18 protein-coding genes and 1 pseudogene are annotated in these 21,255 nt (G+C 63.6%); 16 read left to right on the top strand and 3 right to left on the bottom strand.

Going from position 1 to position 21,255, the window contains the following annotated elements; genetic code table 11:
- Positions 1 to 121: 121 nt before the first annotated feature.
- Positions 122 to 1,756, bottom strand: a complete 1,635-nt coding sequence (locus BH682_RS33155; RefSeq protein ID WP_075836239.1) for a helix-turn-helix domain-containing protein — start codon at positions 1,754 to 1,756, stop codon at positions 122 to 124.
- Positions 1,757 to 2,055: 299 nt separating this feature from the next.
- Between BH682_RS33155 and BH682_RS33150 the strand changes: the two genes are divergently transcribed.
- The 12 genes and pseudogenes from BH682_RS33150 to istA all read left to right on the top strand — a co-directional run bounded on the left by BH682_RS33150 (position 2,056) and on the right by istA (position 15,057).
- On the top strand, positions 2,056 to 3,510 hold the full coding sequence (locus tag BH682_RS33150; protein WP_075836237.1) for an aldehyde dehydrogenase family protein: 1,455 nt from the start codon (positions 2,056 to 2,058) through the stop codon (positions 3,508 to 3,510).
- Positions 3,511 to 3,625: 115 nt separating this feature from the next.
- Positions 3,626 to 4,738, top strand: coding sequence for an NDMA-dependent alcohol dehydrogenase (locus BH682_RS33145; protein ID WP_019749850.1), 1,113 nt, complete (start codon positions 3,626 to 3,628; stop codon positions 4,736 to 4,738).
- A 111-nt stretch (positions 4,739 to 4,849) separates the two neighbouring features.
- A complete protein-coding gene (locus BH682_RS33140) occupies positions 4,850 to 5,311 on the top strand; it encodes a hypothetical protein (protein ID WP_223304549.1) in 462 nt (153 codons plus the stop codon).
- 68 nt (positions 5,312 to 5,379) lie between these two features.
- Positions 5,380 to 6,243 (top strand): IS5 family transposase, encoded by an 864-nt coding sequence (locus BH682_RS33130; RefSeq protein WP_223304550.1) that lies wholly within the window; start codon positions 5,380 to 5,382, stop codon positions 6,241 to 6,243.
- Between the two features lie 530 nt (positions 6,244 to 6,773).
- Entirely contained in the window at positions 6,774 to 7,865 is a 1,092-nt protein-coding gene (locus BH682_RS33125) for a hypothetical protein (RefSeq protein WP_075836235.1), read from the top strand.
- Positions 7,825 to 8,619 carry a transposase gene (locus BH682_RS33120; RefSeq protein ID WP_083954797.1) on the top strand — a complete coding sequence of 265 codons (795 nt, stop codon included), beginning with the start codon at positions 7,825 to 7,827 and terminating at the stop codon, positions 8,617 to 8,619. The genes BH682_RS33125 and BH682_RS33120 overlap by 41 nt, the downstream gene beginning before the upstream one ends.
- Positions 8,620 to 9,155: 536 nt before the next feature.
- Entirely contained in the window at positions 9,156 to 9,422 is a 267-nt protein-coding gene (locus BH682_RS33115) for a hypothetical protein (RefSeq protein ID WP_075836232.1), read from the top strand.
- 102 nt (positions 9,423 to 9,524) lie between these two features.
- On the top strand, positions 9,525 to 10,088 hold the full coding sequence (locus BH682_RS33110) for a hypothetical protein (RefSeq protein WP_003943350.1): 564 nt from the start codon (positions 9,525 to 9,527) through the stop codon (positions 10,086 to 10,088).
- A 381-nt stretch (positions 10,089 to 10,469) separates the two neighbouring features.
- Positions 10,470 to 12,020, top strand: coding sequence for a YhjD/YihY/BrkB family envelope integrity protein (locus BH682_RS33100; RefSeq protein ID WP_075836230.1), 1,551 nt, complete (start codon positions 10,470 to 10,472; stop codon positions 12,018 to 12,020).
- Between the two features lie 71 nt (positions 12,021 to 12,091).
- Complete coding sequence (locus tag BH682_RS33095; RefSeq protein WP_003943397.1) at positions 12,092 to 12,313, top strand: DUF3618 domain-containing protein; 222 nt, start codon at positions 12,092 to 12,094, stop codon at positions 12,311 to 12,313.
- Positions 12,310 to 12,582, top strand: coding sequence for a DUF4235 domain-containing protein (locus BH682_RS33090; protein ID WP_003943358.1), 273 nt, complete (start codon positions 12,310 to 12,312; stop codon positions 12,580 to 12,582). Before BH682_RS33095 ends, BH682_RS33090 begins: the two co-directional genes overlap by 4 nt.
- Positions 12,583 to 13,513: 931 nt before the next feature.
- A pseudogene (gene istA, locus BH682_RS33085) lies at positions 13,514 to 15,057 on the top strand (IS21 family transposase).
- A gap of 107 nt (positions 15,058 to 15,164) precedes the next feature.
- Here the strand turns inward: istA and BH682_RS33080 are convergent.
- Positions 15,165 to 16,454, bottom strand: coding sequence for an ISL3 family transposase (locus tag BH682_RS33080; protein WP_083954796.1), 1,290 nt, complete (start codon positions 16,452 to 16,454; stop codon positions 15,165 to 15,167).
- 42 nt (positions 16,455 to 16,496) lie between these two features.
- Between BH682_RS33080 and istB the strand changes: the two genes are divergently transcribed.
- The 3 genes from istB to BH682_RS36135 all read left to right on the top strand — a co-directional run bounded on the left by istB (position 16,497) and on the right by BH682_RS36135 (position 19,019).
- Positions 16,497 to 17,279 (top strand): IS21-like element helper ATPase IstB, encoded by a 783-nt coding sequence (gene istB / locus BH682_RS33075; protein WP_075836228.1) that lies wholly within the window; start codon positions 16,497 to 16,499, stop codon positions 17,277 to 17,279.
- 517 nt (positions 17,280 to 17,796) lie between these two features.
- Positions 17,797 to 18,054 carry a hypothetical protein gene (locus BH682_RS36140; protein WP_143542633.1) on the top strand — a complete coding sequence of 86 codons (258 nt, stop codon included), beginning with the start codon at positions 17,797 to 17,799 and terminating at the stop codon, positions 18,052 to 18,054.
- Positions 18,055 to 18,854: 800 nt separating this feature from the next.
- Entirely contained in the window at positions 18,855 to 19,019 is a 165-nt protein-coding gene (locus BH682_RS36135; protein WP_157127686.1) for a hypothetical protein, read from the top strand.
- Between the two features lie 245 nt (positions 19,020 to 19,264).
- Here the strand turns inward: BH682_RS36135 and BH682_RS33065 are convergent, their stop codons facing one another.
- Entirely contained in the window at positions 19,265 to 19,576 is a 312-nt protein-coding gene (locus BH682_RS33065; protein ID WP_075836169.1) for a putative quinol monooxygenase, read from the bottom strand.
- 108 nt (positions 19,577 to 19,684) lie between these two features.
- Here BH682_RS33065 and BH682_RS33060 point away from each other — a divergent pair, with 108 nt between their 5' ends.
- Positions 19,685 to 20,626, top strand: a complete 942-nt coding sequence (locus tag BH682_RS33060; protein ID WP_075836171.1) for a GlxA family transcriptional regulator — start codon at positions 19,685 to 19,687, stop codon at positions 20,624 to 20,626.
- The last annotated feature ends 629 nt before the right edge of the window (positions 20,627 to 21,255 follow it).

Genomic DNA, 21,255 nt, shown 5'->3' with positions numbered 1-21,255 from the left:
CCTTCAGTAATGCGGAATGAATACCGCGTTCAGGTTATCCGCAGTATCGAATAATCCGGGGAGCGCTACTAGGTTTCAGAGAGAGTCCCGCCCCGGGTCGCTGGGCACATCAGTCCGGAAACTATCCGACGATTCCGCACTCCTTGATGTGATGGTAGAGCGTGCTGCGGCTAATTCCGAGATACTCGGCAGCGTGTGCCTTGTTGCCGTGACAGCTTTCCAACGCCCTGATGATTGCATCGCGGCTGGCCTGCTGCCATGGCGTCATCGATTTGGTGGTGGACTTTGTGCGTAGCTCGATCGGCAGATCGGCAACGTCGATGGTTGTTCCTCGCAGGCGCTCCAGAGAACGGAGCATAGTGGACAGTTCCCGGTGGTTACCAGGCCAAGAATAGGATTCGAGCACGCGACTTGCTTGCAAGGTGAAGCGATAGCGTACGCCCGGGCCGGCCAGCGCGTTGAGCGTAGTGAGCAATTCCGAGCGCTGCGCGCGCAAGGTCGGCAGGTCGAGACGACGCTCGAAGAGGCTGAGCAGTCGAGTATTGTCGGTATCCGCCGTAGCGGCCAGGATGCGCGGGGCACCGAGGAGCAACTTCTCGACGAGGGCCTGCGACAGAGCTGACAGTTGGTCCAGGTTGTCGATGAGGAGTAGATCGTGGCAGGGCCCGATTGCCAAAGCGCGCAGCTTCGCCTCGACCTCGGTCTTGTCCGATGAGCGCCCGTCTATGGTGCAGTGCGGCTCCGCACCGGCCGCCTCCTGCAATGCAGTACTACGACCTGTACCGGACTCGCCGACGATCACGCCCGAGACGTTGTCGGTTCGAAACTCGTCGAACCACTGGCGCATGCGACTCCAATGGCGCAGCGGCTCTGCGGTGCGCGGGACGACCGGACGCTGTCTGCTCTGCACCCGAATCAACACCCCGTCCGCGTCTTCGATCGGTTCCATGTCCAACTGGGCGGTATGCCCGCTGGTCAGCTCAATTTCGGATCGCGTGGACCTGTGCAACCCCTCAGCAAGCTGCTGCATCCAGGCCAGATCGGTCGAGGAGAGCACTCGCGCAGCAGCCGAGCTCTGCAGCACCATGGATCGCGACACCGCCACCACCATCGCGGCAGGATGCCGAGCAGCCGCCTCGAATGCACAGATCACGGACTGAGACCTACTGCCGACGCTTCGTTTGATGTTTCGTTCGATCTCAGTGATGACCGAGTCGACGAACGGCCGCATCAAAGCCGACTCAGCACCGGCATCGCTCATAATGTCCAGCACTCCTACCAGCTGGCCGTTGAGCGGACTGAAGACGGGGCGGCCGTAACAGCTGTAGTTGTGCAATCCTTCGATGTAGTGCTCTGACCCGCGAACGAACAGCGGCTCGCGGGTCACGAACGGGGTAGCCAAAGCATTGGTTCCGGTGGTTTCCTCTCGCCATAGAGCTCCAGGCGTGGCACCGATACGCGCAACCACCGAATCGATCTGAGCGCAGCCGTTGATCGTTGCCAGCATCTCAGCCTTTGCACCAACTAGCATCACCGACAGTCGTTCACCATCGATCTCGCTACGTACCCGGTCGAGGACCGGGGCTGCCGCGCGAAAGAGCCGACTCTCGGTATCTACGCTGCCGGAAGTTGGCGGATTCATAGGCTTGGATGGATCGAGACCGGCCTGCTGAGAACGCGCCCAGGACGCCTTGAGATTGCGGCCTTCTCGGCTCGCGGAGAATCTTGCGGACGCACGCTCGAAACTTTTGACCATTGACACCAGACCTCTTATCAATTCATGCGGAGGTTATCCAGCTAGCGACTGAGCACGCCCCACGCAGCCGCTCGACTGTGAAACCGATCACTGGCAATGGTTCATACCGTAGCCGATCTGATACGCGACAGACCCCCGTACGCAGATGTACGGATCACGGACAAATACCTGTGACGGAAGTCGCAATGATGATCTTGGCGCTTTTCCCAGTTGAATTGGCGGCCGCTGCCCCACTGGTGCGGCCTACGCGGTAGCGACCTTCCCCTGTTGATACATGCAAAACACTTGAGAGGATTCTGATGACCTCACTACTGACACCCAGCACCGCGCTGAGCTTCGATCTGTCATCGAAAAAGTACGGCCAGTTGATCGACGGACAACTGGTCGACGGTGCTGACGAGATGCCGGTGCTGGATCCGGGTACTGCGGAAAGGATTGCGACCACTCCAGTCGCGTCGTCCGAGCAATTGGACATGGCGGTGCAGGCCGCTCGACGCGCCCTCCCCGGCTGGTCGGCTCTCGGATACGACGAGCGCAGCAAGGTGTTGCACGCGGTGGCAGAAGTGCTGGCAGCTCACCACGAAGAGCTCGCGCAGTTGACCACTCTGGAGCAGGGAAAGCCGATCAGTGAGGCACGCGACGACGTGGCGTGGTCCATCGACTTCACTCGCTACTTCGCCGACTACCGCCTCGACACCGAAATCCTGCGGGACGACGCGTCGAGCTATGTGGAGCTGCGCCGCAAGCCGGTCGGTGTGGTCGGAGCGATCACGCCCTGGAACTTCCCGCTGTTCCAGGCAGTCTACAAGTTGGCTCCGGCACTGATCGTCGGCAACACGATGGTGCTCAAGCCCTCACCGACCACCCCGCTCGCCACCATGCACTTCGCCGAACTGGTACGCGAAGTGATCCCGGCCGGCGTGTTCAACGTCGTCGGCGACAGCGGAGAGCTCGGCCCTCTGCTGACCTCGCACGAGGGGATCGACAAAGTGTCGTTCACAGGTTCCACCGTGACCGGTAGACGAGTCATGGCCGCGGCTGGCCCCTCCCTCAAGCGCCTCACCTTGGAACTCGGAGGCAACGACGCGGCGATCGTGCTCGACGACGCCGATATCGACAAGACCGCAGACGGTCTGTGCAACTGGGCGTTCGCCAACGCAGGCCAGGTATGTGTTTCCATCAAACGGATCTACGCGCCGTCTTCGCTCTACGAGCCGCTGGTCGAAGCTCTCGCTCAGCGAGTGTCTGCGCTGACCGTCGGCCATGGCCTCGACCCGCTCAGCCAGCTCGGTCCGGTGCAGAACGAGGCAGCCTTCCAGAAGGCACGTGAAGCGCTGGCGGTGGCGGCACGGGACGGCCGCGTCGTGGCCGGCGGTGAAGTGCTCGATCAACCCGGCTACTACGTGCAGCCCACTCTGGTGCGTGACCTGGACGAGAACAGTCCCCTGGTGCGCGAAGAGACCTTCGCCCCGATCCGCTCGGTGATGCCCTACGACGATCTGGACGAAGTGATCGACCGCGCGAACGACACCCAGTACGGGCTTGGTGGCTCCGTATGGGGCAGCGACGTCGAGCGCGCGATCGAGGTCGGGGCTCGATTGAACGTCGGCACCAGCTGGATAAACCACCACTTCCAGCTAACCCCGGATGTGCCGTTCGGTGGCGTCAAGCAGTCCGGTCTCGGTGCGGAATTCGGCCGGACCGGAATCGAGGAGTTCACCAACGTGCACGTGGTGAATCTCAAACGCGTCTAGTAGACACGCGACCAACAGCCTCGACGGCGCAAACGCGTTGCCGCCGAACAGAACCAGAACAAACTTCCGAGTCACTCCCACCTGGGAGGGGCCGCGGCCAACCGAAGGAACCGATATGAAAACTCTCGCAGCTGTCGTCATCGAGCCAGGAAAGCCCATCGAGATCGAAGAGCTCACGCTCGAAAAGCCCGGCCCCAACGAGGTGCTGATCCAGTACCTCTACGGCGGCCTGTGTCACTCCGACGTCCACATCTCCATCGGCGATACCATCGCCCGTCTCCCGATGGTTCTCGGCCACGAGGGTGCGGGAATCATCCAGGAAGTCGGGCCGGGCGTCACCAGGGTCAAGCCGGGCGACCACGTCGTCTGCTCGTTCACCCCCACCTGTGGCCGGTGCAAGTACTGCGCAACCGGGCGTAGCTCCGTCTGCGACATGAACGCCGCCATGCTCGAGGGCCACCTCGAAGGCCCGCGCTGGCCTATCAGCGGGCCCCGAGGAAGCTACGGCGCGATGTGCACCCTCGGCACTTTCAGCCAGTACAACGTGATCAACCAGTACTCGGTGGTCAAGGTCGACGACGACATCCCCCTCGACAAGGCAGTACTGGTCGGCTGCGGCGTGCCCACCGGCTGGGGCTCGGCTGTGTACGCCGCGGAAACCAAGCCCGGCGACGTCGTCGCCATCTTCGGTATCGGCGGCATCGGTATCAATGCCGTGCAGGGAGCCAAGCATGCTGGTGCCCAGCACATCATCGCCATCGACCCACTGAAGAACAAGCGAGACAAGGCGCTAGAACTCGGAGCCACCCTGGCCTTCGAGACTGCGGCCGAAGCCAAGGCGGCCATCGATGAACTGACCAACGGGCAGGGCGGCGACTCGGCGATCATCACCACCGACCTGATCACCGACCAACAGGTCAGCGACGGGCTCTCGATGATCGGACGCTGCGGTGTCATGGTGCTCACTGCGCTCAACAAGATCGACGAGGTGACCGTCAAGGTTCCGAGCACCGAGATGAGCTATTTCCGCAAGACCATCAAGGGCTCACTCTTCGGCGACTGCAACCCGGCCTACGACATTCCGAAGCTCGTTCGCATGTATGCCGACGGCAAGCTCGAACTCGACGGACTGGTCACCAAGGAATACAGCCTTGATCAGGTCAACCAAGGCTACGACGACCTGTTGGCGGGCAAGAACATCCGCGGAATCATCAAGCACCAGCACTGATCACTGATCACTGAATCTTGACCGCACGCGTGGTGGCGGCAGCGCCTTCGAGGTGTTGCCGCCACCACGTATCTAATTCTCCTACATGACTTTTCGACCGAAGGATTCCTCATGACGCTCACACTGACCGAGTTCGTCGGCGCTGCCGGCGGCGGTGCGCTCGGAGCCGCGCTCGGTGCGCTCGGGGGCTTTGCGCTACTGGGTGCAATCGTGATGATCGCGACTCTGATCTCAGTAGCTGTCCCCAGTTCGACGCTTGTCGAGACCCTCGCCTTCGGTCCGGTATTTGGCCCCCACGTGATGTTCGCTAGTGGCGTGGCGGCCGCGGCCTACGCCGCCTACATTCGACAGCATGACTCTGCACGAGACATCACTGCGCCTCTGATCGTCTACAACAAGATGTCCATCATCGGCGTCGGTGCCGCCTTCGGAATGTTGGGTCAGCTACTGGCCCGTCTGGTCGGGGAAATACCCGCTGCCCATACGTCGAGCGGCAAAGAAATAGCGATGACCGACTCGCTCGCGGTAAGAACGTGTTTGAGAACTCGTGATTGTGGGCGGTGCTGCGGGTAGAACGATGGACGGGCTCCTGGTTTGGTCAGTGATTACCAATGTCGCTGCCCGTGCCCAGGAGCCCACGAATGCCATCATCACCGATCTCGCTGTGCCCGTCGTGCCCGCCCCATCCGTCGCGCGGACATTGCTGCGCGATGTATCCGTCGTCGTCGCTGACCGACGCCCAGTGGGCGATCCTGGAACCGTTGCTGCCGCCGCCGGGCAACACGGCAGGTCGCGGCGGCAGGCCCGAGAAGCATTGCCGCCGAATGATTCTGGATGCCATCTTCTACCTGGTTCGGGGTGGTATCGCGTGGCGCCAGCTACCGGCGGAGTACCCGCCGCCGATGACCGTATACGCGGTCTTCGCTCGCTGGGTACGCGGAGGCGCGTGGCAACGCATGCATGACATGCTGCGAGACCGGACACGCACGCAAGGAGGGCGGGACCGGTGCCCGACCGCTGCGGTCATCGACTCGCAGACCGTGCCCGCAGCCGATACGGTGCCCCGATCCAGTCGCGGGTGGGACGGCGCGAAAAGAACAAACGGCCGCAAACGACACATCGCAGTGGATGTCAACGGCCTGCTGCTCGCCGTCGTGGTCACCGCCGCGTCCATCCAGGACCGCGACGCCGCGCACCGGCTACTCGCCGCACTGCGTGTCGCGTTCTCCACCATACGGCTGATCTGGGCCGACGGCGGCTACCCAGGTCGGCTACTCGTCTGGGCGGAACATGTTCTCGCCCTGCGAATTCAGATCATCAAACGCAAACCGGGCAGTACCGGATTCCACGTCCGCCCCCACGTCTGGGTGGTCGAGCGGACCTTCGCGTGGATCAGCAAGCACCGCCGCTGCGTCCGCGACTACGAAACCAGACCGGACCACCACGAAGCGATGGTCCGCATCGCCATGATCGTCCTCATGACCCGCCGACTCGCCCGAACGTGACCGGTTCTCAAACACGTTCTCAGATGCGGAGAGCCATTTATCTCTGCAGTAAACGCCCGGCCCGTCTTCGGCGCCTCGTGCCACACATGCCTTCCCGCTCGGGTTGCGGCGGGCCATAATTCGCCTTTCACGTGCCCGGCTTGCCGTCTTCGGAGCTGGGCCTTGACACCCCTGCACCGGGTACCCCCGCATCAGTACCGCACCTGCCGCTGGGCAGTCGATGCATCACCTGTCCGAACGGAATCGACCGGCCCCACGCTGATCACTGCTCCCACACCGCCGAAGCACTTCAACCGATCCGTCACTGCAGCATCATCGAGAAGCCGTCCTCGACACCGGCAGGTCCCGGGCCCGCTGGCTGTGATGTCTTCGCGCTGGCGGCGTCGGCGGGGAGAGGATTTCGCAGTGAGCAGCACCGCTCTTTCCGGGATCGAGGCGACCACCGAATCCGGCCCGCGGTGCTGCACGAAACCTTGGGGGCTCCATCGAGCCAGCGGCAATCCGGCCCGTGGTTGCCTTACCATGGAGCGGTGACTGCTGAGCGTTGCCGATCCACCGCCGATCCTGCCGAACCCCTTTCCGATGCCGAGCTGCTCATCGGCCTGGTGGTCTCACCATCCCTGAGTGCGGTGCTCGGCCCCGAGGTCACCACCTCGGTGCGCAAGATTTTGGTGCAGCGGTATCCGGGAGTGCGCTGGCAACTGAAGATGGCCGAAGACCGGCTGGTCGATCCACCCACCGAGACCTTGGACCTGCTGGAGGCGGCCCGAAACCGCGTGCTGGAGGAGAACTGGGATTTGGCCGTGGTGCTCACCGAGATCCCCCTGAAGACCGGCCGACGTCCGGTGCTCGCCCAGCTCAGCCCCGTGCACGGGGTAGGACTGGTCTCCGTCCCAACCCTGGGAGCCGTGCACGTGCGGCAGAAGGTGCAAGAGACCACCGTGCACGTGGTCGGGCAGCTCCTGGGCTACGACGCCGAAGACCTCAACGCCCAGCGGGATCTTGCTCGAAGAGCCCACCAGCTGTCCACCGATCTCGACGAACGCCCGGACGACAACGTCGTGCAGTTCACGGCCCGAGTGCTGAGCGGCAACGTGCGGTTGCTGCTGGGCATGATCCGCGCCAACCAGCCTTGGGCCTTCGTGGCCCGGCTCTCCCGGGCGCTGGTCGTGGCAGTGGCCACCGGCATGCTGACATTGGTGGCCTCGGACCTATGGGTACTGGCCATGGCCTACGGGCCGGTGCGCCTGGTCCTGCTGGCGGTGATGGCGATCGGGGCGGTGAGTGCCACCCTGATCCTGGGAGCCGACTTGTGGGAGCGCCCACGGCGGCGAGCCCAACGTGAGCAGGTGATCCTGTTCAATTTGGCCACCACCGCGACCGTGGCCATCGGGGTTGTGGTGTTCTACCTCGTCTTATTCATCCTGTCCTGGGTCGGCGCGCTGCTGCTCATCGACGAGCAGGTACTGGCCGGTGTCGCCGGTCACCCAGTGAACGCTTTGGACTACGCGAAGATCAGCTGGCTCACCGCCAGCCTGGCCACCGTGGGCGGAGCACTAGGAGCTGGACTGGAGGACGACGATGTGGTGCGCGCCGCTGCCTACACCCGGTCCAGCACCTGACACAGCCCCAGCACAGAAGAAACTGAAACATCTACGCGTTGATGCCACGTCTATGCAGGTGTCATTGCCGGTCGCGATGACTTGGTGGGCTCAGCGCAGTGCGCTGCCTCGTACTCGGCGGGTGGGGCGTTGCCGAGGCGGGTGTGCGGGCGGGCGCTGTTGTACCTGTCGATCCGGGATCCGCACCGCCCCGCCGGACGCGCGGATCGCAGTCGACAAGTGGCATCTCGTCGCCCTCGCCAACCTCATGGTCACCCAGGTCCGTCAACGGATCACCCGGCAACTGCACGGCCGCCGCGGCACCGCCACCGACAAAGTCTGGGCCAGCCGGCAACTGCTGCTCACCGGCTACGAGCACCTCACCGTCAAGCAAAAGGCCCGGTTCAACGCCGCCCTCGCCGCCGAGGATCCGACCAACGAGATCGCCGCCGCGCATGCCGTCAAGGAACGCCTGCGCCTGCTGCTGGCCGAACACCAGCCGCACCAGATCCGGCGCAGGCTGTACGACTTCTACGACGCCGCTGCCCGCGCCGACATGGAGGAAACCAGCCGCCTAGCGACCACGATCGACACCTGGTGGCCAGCGGTGCTCGTCGCGCTCACCGAGGACGTGACCAACGCCCGCACCGAGGGCTTCAACCGGATCATCAAGCAAACCAAGCGTGTCGGATGCGGCTTCACCAACATGGACAACTACCGAAGGCGCATCATGGTCCACATCGCCCTCACCCGAGGGCAGAGACCAGCAGCATGAAATCAGCACACGCCCCGCTCAAATGCGGAGAGCCGCGCAACCCGCCGAAACCACCTGCTCGATCACCCACCCACGATCGGACCCGGAGCCGCCGCGATAGCGAAGAAAACCGGATCCCTCATCCCATATCGATACGAACCACTCCACAACTTGCCCCTCCATATCGGCGCGCATAGACGTCCAATCCTTGGACACCAAAGGCGGGTTCTGCCAGCTTCTGCCCCTTCCACTCTGCTTCAATGCCCGCGATCTTCAGAAGACCTCCACACCTCTGGGCCCGCATAGATGGAAGCCCGAACGTGTGGTGCTACTCAGCGGTTATGTGCTCAACACGGATGAGAAAGAAGGGAGCCCTCGGCCGTTGACGGAGAACGAAATCTCCGCAGATCAGGAAACTACGCAACAACCAATGACGCAGCCCCTTTCAATCGGTGGACAGCTCGGCAGCTGTTCATAATCTGTATCCGATGGTATAGATTTTAGAGTGTTGTTGACGTAGGTACGAAGAAAGCACTCACAGAGTCGGGAGCCCGATAATGACGATCGCCGTCTCACCAACTCGGCACAGCGAGATCAGCTTCACCGGCGCGAGCTGGGGTGCAGCGGACGTCGGGCGGCGTATCGCTTCGATGCTTCGAGGCATCCCGCGTGGGCCTTTCATCGATGTCGCGTTGGTGGTCATGGCAGCTGTTGTCCTGGGCCTCACGGTGGGGTGGCTGCTTACCAACGTCGCCGCAGGCTTGGCAATTACGCTCGGCACCGCGGTAGCTTTCCGCTTCGTTCTAGGCACGCTCACTACGTGAGAGACCACAGTTCGCTGCCGCAACTCACCTCGCGACATCGAGCGGCTTCGAAGTCGGCGACATCCCCCGACGCCACCGTCCATCCCAGTCCAGGAGGAACTTATGCCATCACGTAATACCGTCATTCGCAGTCTGCACGACCTCGGAGCAGCAGCATGGTTCGGCGGCTCGCTGATGGGGGCAGTCGGTCTTAACGGCGCCGCCGATGCGGTTCGTGACCCCCAGGACCGCGCACGGGTCGCCTCGTTGGGATGGGCGAAATGGGCTCCGGTCAACGCGGCCGCTATCGGTGCTCACCTCGTCGGCGGCGGGGCACTGCTGTATGCGAACAGGGACCGAGCGCAACACCAGGGCGGGGTCAAAGCGAACACGATCACCAAGATCGTTGTCACGGGCGCTGCCCTTGCGGCGACCGCATACAGCGGTGTCCTCGGAGCCAAGATCGCCACAGCAGACGGCGAATACGTCGAGGGTGCTACCGAACCGGCGCCCTCGACCCCCGACGAGGTCACCGCCGCTCAGCGGCAACTGCAGTATGTGCAGTGGGCTCTGCCGGCTCTGACCGGGGCCATCGTGGTTCTGGGAGCGCAGCAGGGCGAGCAGCAACGCCCCGCACAAATTCTCACCGGGCTCGGTTCCACTCTGGCCCGTCGTGTCCGCAAGTGAACCCGCACTGTTTCCCGAACAGACACGATTGATGATGCAAAACAGTGACAGTTCGACGATTACGGTGGAGGACGCTCGACTGCTGCGCGGAGGGCAGGTAATCGGAGTTGACGGCGATGTTATCGGTGTGATCGGGTCGTTGCTTCTCGATCCGATCACAGCGTCACCGCATTGGGTGACTGTGGACTTCGATGACGCTGGGTATGCCTTGGTTCCTCTGACTGGTGCTTATCATGACGGGCAAAGCCTGCGAGTGCCGTTCACCGGCGCCCAGGTCAGCGCTGCACCGGAGCGGGGACATGTCGATGCTCTAACTCCTGATGACGAACAGGTTTTGCGCAACTACTACGTACAAGTTCGAGCGAGAGGAACTGATCAGAGATGACCGGCGCTGACACCGCTCCGGTCGAGGCGGACCCGGACGACCCTCGCAAACCGCAGTCGCCGACCGAGCTGACGAAATCGTCGTGGCTCTACGTACTGCGCTCGACCGCTCGCCAGTTCTCGCGTGATCAGTGCACTGACCTCGCGGCTGCGTTGACGTATTACGCTGTGCTGTCGCTGTTTCCGGCGATCCTGGCAGTGGTTTCCCTTCTCGGAGTATTCGGCCAAGGTCAGTCGACCGTGGATGCGGTTTTGCAAATTGTCGGCGACCTCGGTCCATCCTCGGCAGTGGATACCCTGAGGGGACCGATCCAGCAGCTCGTGCAAGCCCCGGCGGCTGGGTTCGCCCTCATCGCCGGTATCGCGGGCGCGCTATGGTCCGCTTCCGGGTATGTCGGAGCGTTCGGGCGTGCGATGAACCGCATGTACGAGGTCGACGAAGGCCGTCCAGTGTGGAAACTTCGGCCGGTGATGCTGCTGGTGACTATCGTCGCGTTGACGTTGATCGGTTGCGCTGCAGCGATGTTGGCGATCAGTGGGCCCGTTGCACGAGCGATCGGCGATGTGATCGGGGCGGGAGACACCGCCTTGACTGTCTGGAATATCGCTCGCTGGCCGGTGGTGCTGGTGTTCGTCGTTCTCGCCGTTGCGATTCTGTATTACGCCACGCCGAACATCCAGCAACCGAAGTTTCGGTGGATCAGCGGCGGCGCCGCCCTGGCCATTGTGGTGTGGATCCTCGCATCGGTCGGTTTCGGGTTTTACGTCGCCAACTTCAGCAGCTACAACAAGACCTACGGCTCCCTCGCCGGCGCGATCGTGTTCCTGCTGTGGTTGTGGATCACCAACCTTGCACTGCTGTTCGGCGCAGAACTCGATTCCGAACTCGAACGCGGACGACAACTTCAAGCCGGGATCGCCGCCGAAGAACAACTCCAACTCCCACCCAGAGACACTCGCGTCTCGGACAAGAACGCCCAGAAAGACGCCGACGAGGTCGAACGTGGGCGAGAGTTGCGTCAGGCGCACATCTCCGACCACGGTAGCGAAAAGTCCAGGGCTGCTAGTTCTGCCGACCCGTACCCACCGAAACCGGGAGGAACACTGATGAGTGATCCCACACGCGACCACGCTGAGCGCACCCCTACGCCGAACTCCCCCCAAGCGGCGGACTTGTCGACCGTTCAACTCGTCGAGCGACTCACCGAGCAAGTGTCGACACTGGTGCGCACTGAAATCGCCGCCGGACTGGACGAAGTCAAAAACAAAGGCACCCGACTCGGGATCGGGATCGGCATCTCCGGAGCGGGAGCCGTCTTGGCGTTGTTCGGACTCGCAACTCTGATCGCCGCAGCAGTACTCGGACTCGCCACCGTCGTTGCCCCCTGGCTCGCAGCGTTGATCGTCGGCGTTACTGTTCTGATGATCGGCGGAGCGGTGGCCGCGGTGGGCGCAACCCGATCCAAGAAGGCACTACCACCAGTTCCGCAGGACACCGCGGCCAGCGTCAGCGAAGACATCTCCACCATCAAGAAGGGCATCCGATGACCGACAGTCATGACAACCCGTCCGAGAGCATTCCACCTGGGGCGACCGCGTCGACTGACCCGGAGCGGAGCATGGAAGAACAGCGCGCCGATCTCGCGGACACCGTCGCCGCGCTCGCCGCCAAAGCGGATGTACCCGCGCGGGTGCAGGACAGTGCGAATGCACAGCTGCACGAAGCGAAAGCCTTTGCCAAAGAAAACCCGCAAATCCTCACCGCAGTCTCGCTCGGCATCGCCCTCGTCGCGTTGATCATCTTCCGCCGCAAGCGGTCTCACAGAAGGAGTGATCGATGAGCGCGGTCGTGAAAGCAATCTACAAACCGCTCTCCCTGGCGACGAGCGTGCTCGGCGGTATCGCCGCCGGCGTGGTGTTCAAACAGATTTGGAAGCGCGTCGACGACAACGACGCGGCCGCACCGAACCCGAAAGATCTCCACCGTAGTGTCCGAGAAGTATTGATTGCCGCAGTCATTCAAGGGGCATTCTTCGGCCTGGTCAAGGCAGCAGTGGACCGAGCCGGTGCCACCGGTTATCGTGCCTTGACTCACGAAGATCCGGTGTAGACGTTCTCGGTCACCGAGGTTGCCGAAATAAGTGGGTTGACTCTCGGCATCGAAAGATGCGCGGTCGGCGACGATGCCGCGGCTCGACCTGGTCGATGGAACCAGTCGTGAGGACCGGCTCGCGTGAAGATACGACGCGCCGCACGGCCGGGGGACGCGGACGAACCGACCATCTTGGTGCAGGTGGGCAGACCAACGTTATTACCCGGGCAATAACCGATGTGCACCCTTCTCCGACGCCTTCGGCGTGGAGTACAGGACTGACGAGTCGCTGCGACAACGACAACGACAACGACGTCAACCCTCAGGCGTGATCCGGGCACCGCAACTCAGACGGTACGGTCCATCCGCTCGCTGTGAGCCACCGGCGCACCGGGTCCGGAAAACCATCACCACTGTGGGCGGCCTGGGCGAGATCGCCGGCGAGGATTCGGCCCGTCGCCGCACACCGCGCACGCGACATCGAATGCCGGCGGCGGTTCGCACTGGTCGCAATGAGATCGGGCGATGACCGAACCAAGAAGGTCCGCGCGTTGGTGGGCGTCTTCGGCTCTGGTGCTCGGCTCGTAGCCGCAGGGGCAGATCCGCGGCGACAGCATCGCCACAACAGGGACCGCAGCCCACCATGTTCACCGGTACAGCCGACGAACTCGCAGCCCGGGTGCGTGTGTTGAGGTGCCCGTACACGGTGGTACGGGGAACGTTCATCGAACTGTGAGCGTGAGGCCTTCGCACTCGCGTGGTCGGTATGATTGTTTTCGGCGTCGAGCCCGGCTCGCAGCAACGCGTCGACCTGGTATGTCGACGGCCGTCGTAAGCTCCCAATGGCGGCCATTTATGGCGCATTTTGTGGCCATGGTTTCTCCCCGCGTACGGCCAGATAGTTCCCCGCCTGCTGTGAGTCAGATTCGGTCCCGGCAACGCTGGGTGGATGAAATCGAGCAGGGAGATCATGGAAATTTTGGAGGCGTACGACCTCACGGGTAGTTATCGGGCGGCGGCGGAGCTGGCTGGGTGTGATCACCACACGGTGGCCCGGTATGTGCAGATGCGCGCTGCGGGGCAGCCGCCGGACCGCCGGCGGCATCGAGCGCGGGCGATCGACGACTTTCTGCCGAAGATCGAGGAGTTGGTGGTCCGCTCGCAGGGCAAGATCCGCGCGGATGTCATCCACGAACGGATCGTCGCGCTCGGGTTCACCGGCGGTGAGCGGACCACGCGCCGGACGGTCGCGGAGGCGAAGGCCCAGTGTCGGGCTGGTCGGCGGCGAGTGTATCGGCCGTGGGTAACCGAACCTGGGCTGTGGTTACAGTACGACTTCGGTGACGGGCCAACGATTTCCGTCCGGAAGACGACGTTGTTCTGCGCATGGTTGGCGTGGTCGCTATTTCGGGTGGTGATCCCGATCTGGGACAAGACATTGCCGACGGTGGCGGCGTGTTTGGATGCGACATTCCGCCGCTTGGGCGGGGTTCCGGTCTATGTTGTCCTCACCGACAAAGAGAAGACCGCGACGATCGATCACGTGGAGGGGTCGCGGTCCGCAATCCGGAGATCGTGGAGGTGGCACGGCATTACGGCACGACGCTGCGGACGTGTTTACCTGCTGATCCGGAGTCGAAGGGAGGAAGTGAGGCGACGGTGCGGATCGCCAAAGCCGACCTGTTGCCGAAGGAGGTGAACCTGCGCGAGCAGTATCACTCTTTCGGTGAGCTCGAGTCGGCTTGCCGGCAGTTCTGCACCGACGTCAACACCCGCGTCCACAGCTCTACTCGGCGGCGGCCGGTCGAGCGGCTGGCCGAAGAGTTGCAGCGGCTGCATCCGCTGCCGAAATCTCCGTTCACCGCGGTGTTCGGCACCACCCGGCGGGTGAACTGGGAGTCGACGATCTCGGTGGAAGGGGTGCGGTATTCGGTGCCGCACACGTTGATCGTCACGCGGGTCTGGGCCCGCTTCCATGGTGAGGAGCTGATCGTGACCGCCGTCGACAATGATTGCGGTGCAGTCGAAGTCGCGCGGCACCGCTGCGGCCAACCCGGTTCACCGGTCCTCGACAACGACCACTACCCACCCCGCCCAGACCGCGACGCCGCCGACCGGGTGCCCAAGCCTCGTACCGCCGCCGAGCTCGCCTTCCTACAGTTGGGCCAGGGTGCCAACAGCTGGCTGGTCGAGGCTGCCGCCGCGGGAGCGCGCCGCATCAGGGCGAAGATGGCCGAGGCCGTGGACCTTTCGAAGTTGCACTCCCCGGACGCAGTCGACAGAGCGCTGGGGGCGGCGGCGATGACCGGCCGGTTCGCCGATCGGGACCTGATCTCGATCCTCGACTACCAAGTCACCCACGAACACGCTGATCCGGTCCGTCGCAGCGAGAACCACACTCTGCAACCGGGCACCGCCGCCTGGTCCACCTTCGGCCAGACACCAGCACCGGCCAGCCCTGCCACTACTGACGATGAAAGCGGTGACGCCTGATGAGCACCCCTTTGCGCACTGTTACCAGCGCTAACGGCGACCCGTTGACCGAGGCGATCGACCTGACTAAACGGGCTCTCCGCATCTGAGCGGGGCGTGTGCTGATTTCATGCTGCTGGTCTCTGCCCTCGGGTGAGGGCGATGTGGACCATGATGCGCCTTCGGTAGTTGTCCATGTTGGTGAAGCCGCATCCGACACGCTTGGTTTGCTTGATGATCCGGTTGAAGCCCTCGGTGCGGGCGTTGGTCACGTCCTCGGTGAGCGCGACGAGCACCGCTGGCCACCAGGTGTCGATCGTGGTCGCTAGGCGGCTGGTTTCCTCCATGTCGGCGCGGGCAGCGGCGTCGTAGAAGTCGTACAGCCTGCGCCGGATCTGGTGCGGCTGGTGTTCGGCCAGCAGCAGGCGCAGGCGTTCCTTGACGGCATGCGCGGCGGCGATCTCGTTGGTCGGATCCTCGGCGGCGAGGGCGGCGTTGAACCGGGCCTTTTGCTTGACGGTGAGGTGCTCGTAGCCGGTGAGCAGCAGTTGCCGGCTGGCCCAGACTTTGTCGGTGGCGGTGCCGCGGCGGCCGTGCAGTTGCCGGGTGATCCGTTGACGGACCTGGGTGACCATGAGGTTGGCGAGGGCGACGAGATGCCACTTGTCGACTGCGATCCGCGCGTCCGGCAGGGCGGTGCGGATCCCGCCCGCGTACGGCGCGGACGGGTCGATCACGACCAGGTCGATGCCGGCCCGGAACGCGGGTGTCTGCAGCGCGAGCCAGTCGATCACGCACGCCCCGGAGCGTCCCGGGGTCAGCCCGAGAAGGTGCCCAGGCAGGGTGGGGTCGGCGTTGACGAACGAGGTCATCCACGGGTTCGACCGTGTCCAGCCGGCCTCTTCGAGCACCCAGCGCACCGACCGGGCGCGGGTCTCGTCGATGCCGAGCACGCGGGTGGGTTCCGGCTCGGGCAGCCACTGGTTGGCCAGTGCGATGAGCGCCCGGTGCGCGGTCGACCACGCCACCTGGTACTCGCTAGCGACCTCGCTGACGGCGCGGTTGCCCGACGCGATCGCCGAACCGATCTTCTCTCGTAGCCGGGTCGTGAGCCGCGACCGTGCCGGCACAGCGCGGGACTGCTGCGTGAATGTCGCTGTCCCACAGGCCGGTTCGCGGCACACCAAGCGCCGTTTGAGCCACCAAAGATCGGTTCTTTGGCCGGAGGCAGGCAAGTCCTTGACTCGAACCAGTGGCCGCTCCTTGATCCTTGAGGTGAGCACCCCGCACTCGGGGCAGGCGCCCTCCGGGTCGATGACCTCGATGACGACACGCACCGTGTCGGCATCGATTCGTTCGAGCTGCAGGACGGTGAACTCGTCCTCCAGCCCGAGCAGCACTGACGTACCCTCGTTCATGCTCGTGGCCTCGCTGTTGTCGCGTTGTGAGAGACCAACAGCATGTCGGGGCCACGAGCCCCATCAACTACCGGGCACCCCGCTCAAGCGCGAAGAGCCACTAAACGCCTGAAACTGCCCCATATCCGCAGGTCCTTGAGCGATATCATCCCGACTGCGAAAGCCCAACGCTGGGACCCCGCCGAAGTCGTGCGGGTTCTCCTCGCTGAGGAAGCCGCCGGCCGGGACCGGGCGAACCTGCACACTCGCCGCAACCGCGCGGGTTTCCCTACCGGCAAGACCTTCGGCGACTGGGACGAAACGAAATCGTCGATTCCCCGCGCCACCCAGGACGCGCTCCGCACCCTGGAGTGGGTCGGGCGGCGTGAATGTTTCTGCGTCTGCGGGCCTTCGGGAACTGGCAAGTCTCACTTCACCGAGGCACTCGGGCAGCCGCAGTCGAAGCTGGGCTGGCGGTGTCTTTGGTTCACCATCGAAGACCTCGGTGCCCTGGTCCGCCGGCACCGTGCCGACGACTCCATCGCCCGAGCCCTGACGAGGATCATCCGCTCCGACCTGATCATCGTCGACGACATCGGTCTGCTCCCGGTCTCTGAAGACGCCGCCGAAGGATTCTATCACCTCGTCGACGCTGCCTACGAACGCCGAGCGATTGCCGTCTCGAGCAACCTGCACCCCTGCGGCTTCGACGAGATCATGCCCAAAACATTGGCCACCGCCACCGTTGACCGGCTCCTGCACCATGCGCACGTCGTCGTCACCGACGGCGACTCCTTCCGCCTCACCGAAGCCACCACCGGCAAGGGGGTGAAGCCCTTCAGCTAACCCAAATCAGAAAGCGGGTGGGGAAAAACAACTGGCCGCCACCGGGGAGAACTACTGGCCGCCTACGGGGAGAACTTCGTGGCCATTGACACTGGTAGGCGGGATTCTGCTCCGCACGGGATATGCGTGCGGAACCCAACAACACGCGTCGAAAACTACCGCTATTCAAGGTTTTCCGACAGGCGTCGCCGAGTTCGAGAACGTTCACCTTCACATCACCGCACCAGGAAACCTCAACGCCGGATAACAGCTTCCGAGAACACGCCCAGAGGGGAATCCGAAGGCACACGCTCGGAAGAATTCGGTTCTGCCCGTGCACAGTTAAGGTGTCACGGTACGTGCTGGAAGAGAAACACAACCCTTTCTGCTAACACTCGATACCTAGTAGATAACTAGGTGATTGCTGCAATCTTTTCCGAGGCGACGAGCCGCTGCGGCTCGTCGGCCACTGGTGCGGCGAGAGGCGTGTGCGCGTTGCATTACCGACATATGTCTCGACCGAAAAGGTGAAACCGTCATGCCGGCAGATCGTCGTCGCCACGCTGCACTCGCCGCGCACTTGGCCCAGTTCGTCCCGTCTCCCGATCCCGAGCAAAGCCCGACCGAAAGTCGGTACGCGGGACTGTCACCCGAAGGCCTGGACCAATGCCACCGCGATTATCGTCAGGCATTGGCCCGGGCACATGCGTCGAGCTTCACGGACGAGGACACCCACGCCCTCGAAGCGATGCGCCGGCGATATACCTTCCGCGCGCAAAGATCCCTCCACCCCTGACGACTGGGCGAGTCACCACGACTTCACCCCGCAACGGGCCACCCCAGATAACGACGTCGGTCACGAAAGCCTCGTGATGCGGGTCCGCTTTCCAGAGATCGCGGAGAATGAACGGTGGCGGCACGCGGTGCCCTCGAAGAAAATGCACGACGCCGGTACTGACAAGAGCGTGGCTCAGTGCCGGCGCTAGATACAACCGATCGTCGTACTCGTCACATGTCCTCCGACAAAAGCATAAAATGTGTATCGTGAAATGAAGGTTATTCTGACCATTATTTTCCTCGTTCAGTGTGGCCGTCATCGAGGGTTCTTGGAAGCATCAGTCACATCTGTCTCGAAGGCGACCATCTCGCGGATCACGTACAAGGTGTTCGAGCAGATGCAGGACCGGGTTACCGGCCCGCTCTACGAGTCACATCAAGTATCCGCTGTTTGTCCGCCGCGATTTCGTCGGTGCGATCGTCGTCAAGTACGGGATGCTCAGGTCACGGGCCGGGCGATGATGCGGCGATCGGCGTCAGCCTCAACGGACGGCGGGACGGCTCGGATTGTCGGCAGGCACGGGCCGCGAGGACACAAAATTCTTCGAGGTTTGTACAACCGCACCCGGGACGTGTTCTTCCTCATCAATAGGTGCCGGTCTACCGTCCGGTCAGCGCAGCGCGAGGATGAGTTCACCGACGGTGTGTCCGGCCTCGATAAAGCAAGTCCGGAACAGAAGGATTCGGTCGCATTAGAAACGTCTTCGACGACGACGGGACCGGCGAGGAGGAGGGCGCGGTGAGCTAAAGGAATGGAGCTTGCTCGGCTTCGACGCCGCCGCAAGCTCCGGTGAAACGGTCGGTACTGGTCGGTCGTCGTCGGTCACCACCGGATGGCGGCGTCCCCCACGCTCGGCGTTTGCGCAGGTCAGTGGCTCGTTCGCCCAGTGGGAGCATCAAGCGATAGACGCAAAGCCGACGTGATTAGGTCGTCGGTTCGATTCCGACAGGCGGTTCGGTTCTGGTGGTCGCGCGATGCGCTGGCCTCACGGCTCTGCCCGACACCGATGTCGCTCTCCTCTGCGACGGACCCCTCGCCGGCTGAGCGCTCGCGGCCGGCATCCTGTCCGTGTGCCGATAGGCCTCGTACCGCTCGGCAACGCAGCGTGGCGTTGCGTCGCGACCTGGCGACGGCTCGGCGGGGCGCGATCGTCTCGTGCGTTGGCGGACTACGGGAGCTTGGACGCGAGGACGTCGGCCGCCAGGATCTCGGGTGCTGCGCCGAGGAGGTGCTGGTTGGCCATCAGGGCTGCGACGATGGCGCCGTTGGCGTGGGCGTCGCGAGCGGCCTCGTCGGGGAATGCATCGAAGATCCAGAAGGTGTCGGCGTGGGTCCTGACCGCGAACCAGACAATCGTTCCTACTTCTTCGTTGGCGAGCGCGACAGCGCCGGCGAGCAGATCGGCGAGCGCCTCGTGCTGTCCATCTGCCGCGACGATCTTGGCGACGAAGGCATACGGAAGTGATGCGGGTGTGGACATGAGGGGTTCTCCTAGGTGTCGAGGTTTCTTGGTGAAGCGAGTTCAGCGTATGACGAGCAAGGGCATGTGAGAAGTGGCGTATACGGCAGTATTGCTATTGTTCGCGCCATGCGTATCGGACTGATCGCGATCGACGGCTGCTTCGGTTCGGCTGTCGCGTCGGTCATCGACATCGTGCGGGTGGCCGACGGAGCCCGCGGCGATGTCGACCCGCGGATCGACCCGATCGAACTCGCCATCCTCGGACCGAAACGGAGAGTGACCACGACGGCATCGATGACCCTGTCGGTGGACCACCCGCTGTCGGAGTCCGCAGAGTTCGACGTGGTCGTCATCCCTGCGCTTGGAACCCTCACGGCCGCCGCTACCAACGACGCCCTCCAGAGCCGAGATGCTCGTTCGGTCATCGCCTCGCTCGGGCGCCTCGACGACGCGACCACCCGGATCGCCGCGGCGTGCACCGGCGTGTTCGCTGTCGCCGAGACCGGACGGCTGCATCATCGGCGGGCGACGACCAGCTGGTTCCTGGGGCCGGAGTTCCTGAAGCGCTATCCGACCGTCGCCCTCGATCTCGACACCATGGTCGTGGTCGACGGGAACCTCGTCACCGCCGGCGCCGCGTTCGCCCACATCGACCTCGCGCTCTCACTCGTGCGATCGATCAGCCCCGATCTGGCCCAACATGTCGCCAAGCTCCTCATCATCGACGAGCGTCCGTCGCAGGCGGCCTTCGTCGCCTACGAACATCTCCGGCACGAGGACCCGATCGTCGTCGAGTTCGAACGCTTCGTGCGCGCCCGCCTGGACGAACCGTTCAACGTCGCCTTCGTCGCGCAGTCGCTCGGCACCAGCCGGCGCACCCTCGAACGACGAGTCCGTGCGGCGCTCAACCTCACTCCGCTCGGCTTCGTCCAACGGCTTCGCATCGAACGAGCTCGGCACCTCTCAGCAACCACGGACCTCACCTCCGCCGAGATCGCGCTACGGGTCGGCTACGCGAACGCCGAGACTCTGCGCTCCCTCCTGCGTAGGGAGCGACGCCGTTCCTGACCTATCGCCATGCCTGTAGCCGGTGTCCTAGTGCTCGACTGGAACCACCTCTCAGCACGTCGCGTCGACGCTCCTGCGTCGCCCCTGGACGACCCACTCGACACGCCCGCAGCACAGGCCATGTGACGTGTCCCGGCTTCCCGGACGGTCGGGGTTGGGTGGCTGTGATGTCGCTGCGTTCTCGTCGAGGGGGTCAGCAGACTCGATCAGGGTCGATTGGGATGAGACGCGAAGGCGGTCAGGTCAGGGCGGCCGAAGCCGGCCGGCGGGGTAGCGTCGGTCACGTCGAGGTCTTTCGGATGGATGGCGTAGGAACCTCCATCGTCGGGAGACCTCGACGTCTACCTGCGGACCGACGCGCCCGGCCGACCTACACCCTCATCTGGGAAGAGCCTCTTTCGACACCGCATCGCTGAGCACCGACTCGCTCGAGGAACTGAATCTCGGCAAGATCAGCGAACTGCTCAAGCTCGGCATCACCGCCGTCTCTTTCATCACCGCACTGAACTCGCTCAGCTGAGCGAACATTCGGGCTGACGCCGAACCGAAAACCTGTCGAGGTATGAGTTCGCCACGAGATGCTCCCTGCGCGTCGGGACCGAACTCCACGGCCCTACGTGTAGGGAGCA

This window comes from Rhodococcus sp. YL-1 (genome assembly GCF_001942025.1).
Classification (GTDB): Bacteria; Actinomycetota; Actinomycetes; order Mycobacteriales; family Mycobacteriaceae; genus Rhodococcus_F; species Rhodococcus_F qingshengii.
The sequence above is the reverse complement of the archived record's forward strand: the minus strand, read 5'-3'. Positions and strand labels throughout refer to the sequence as shown.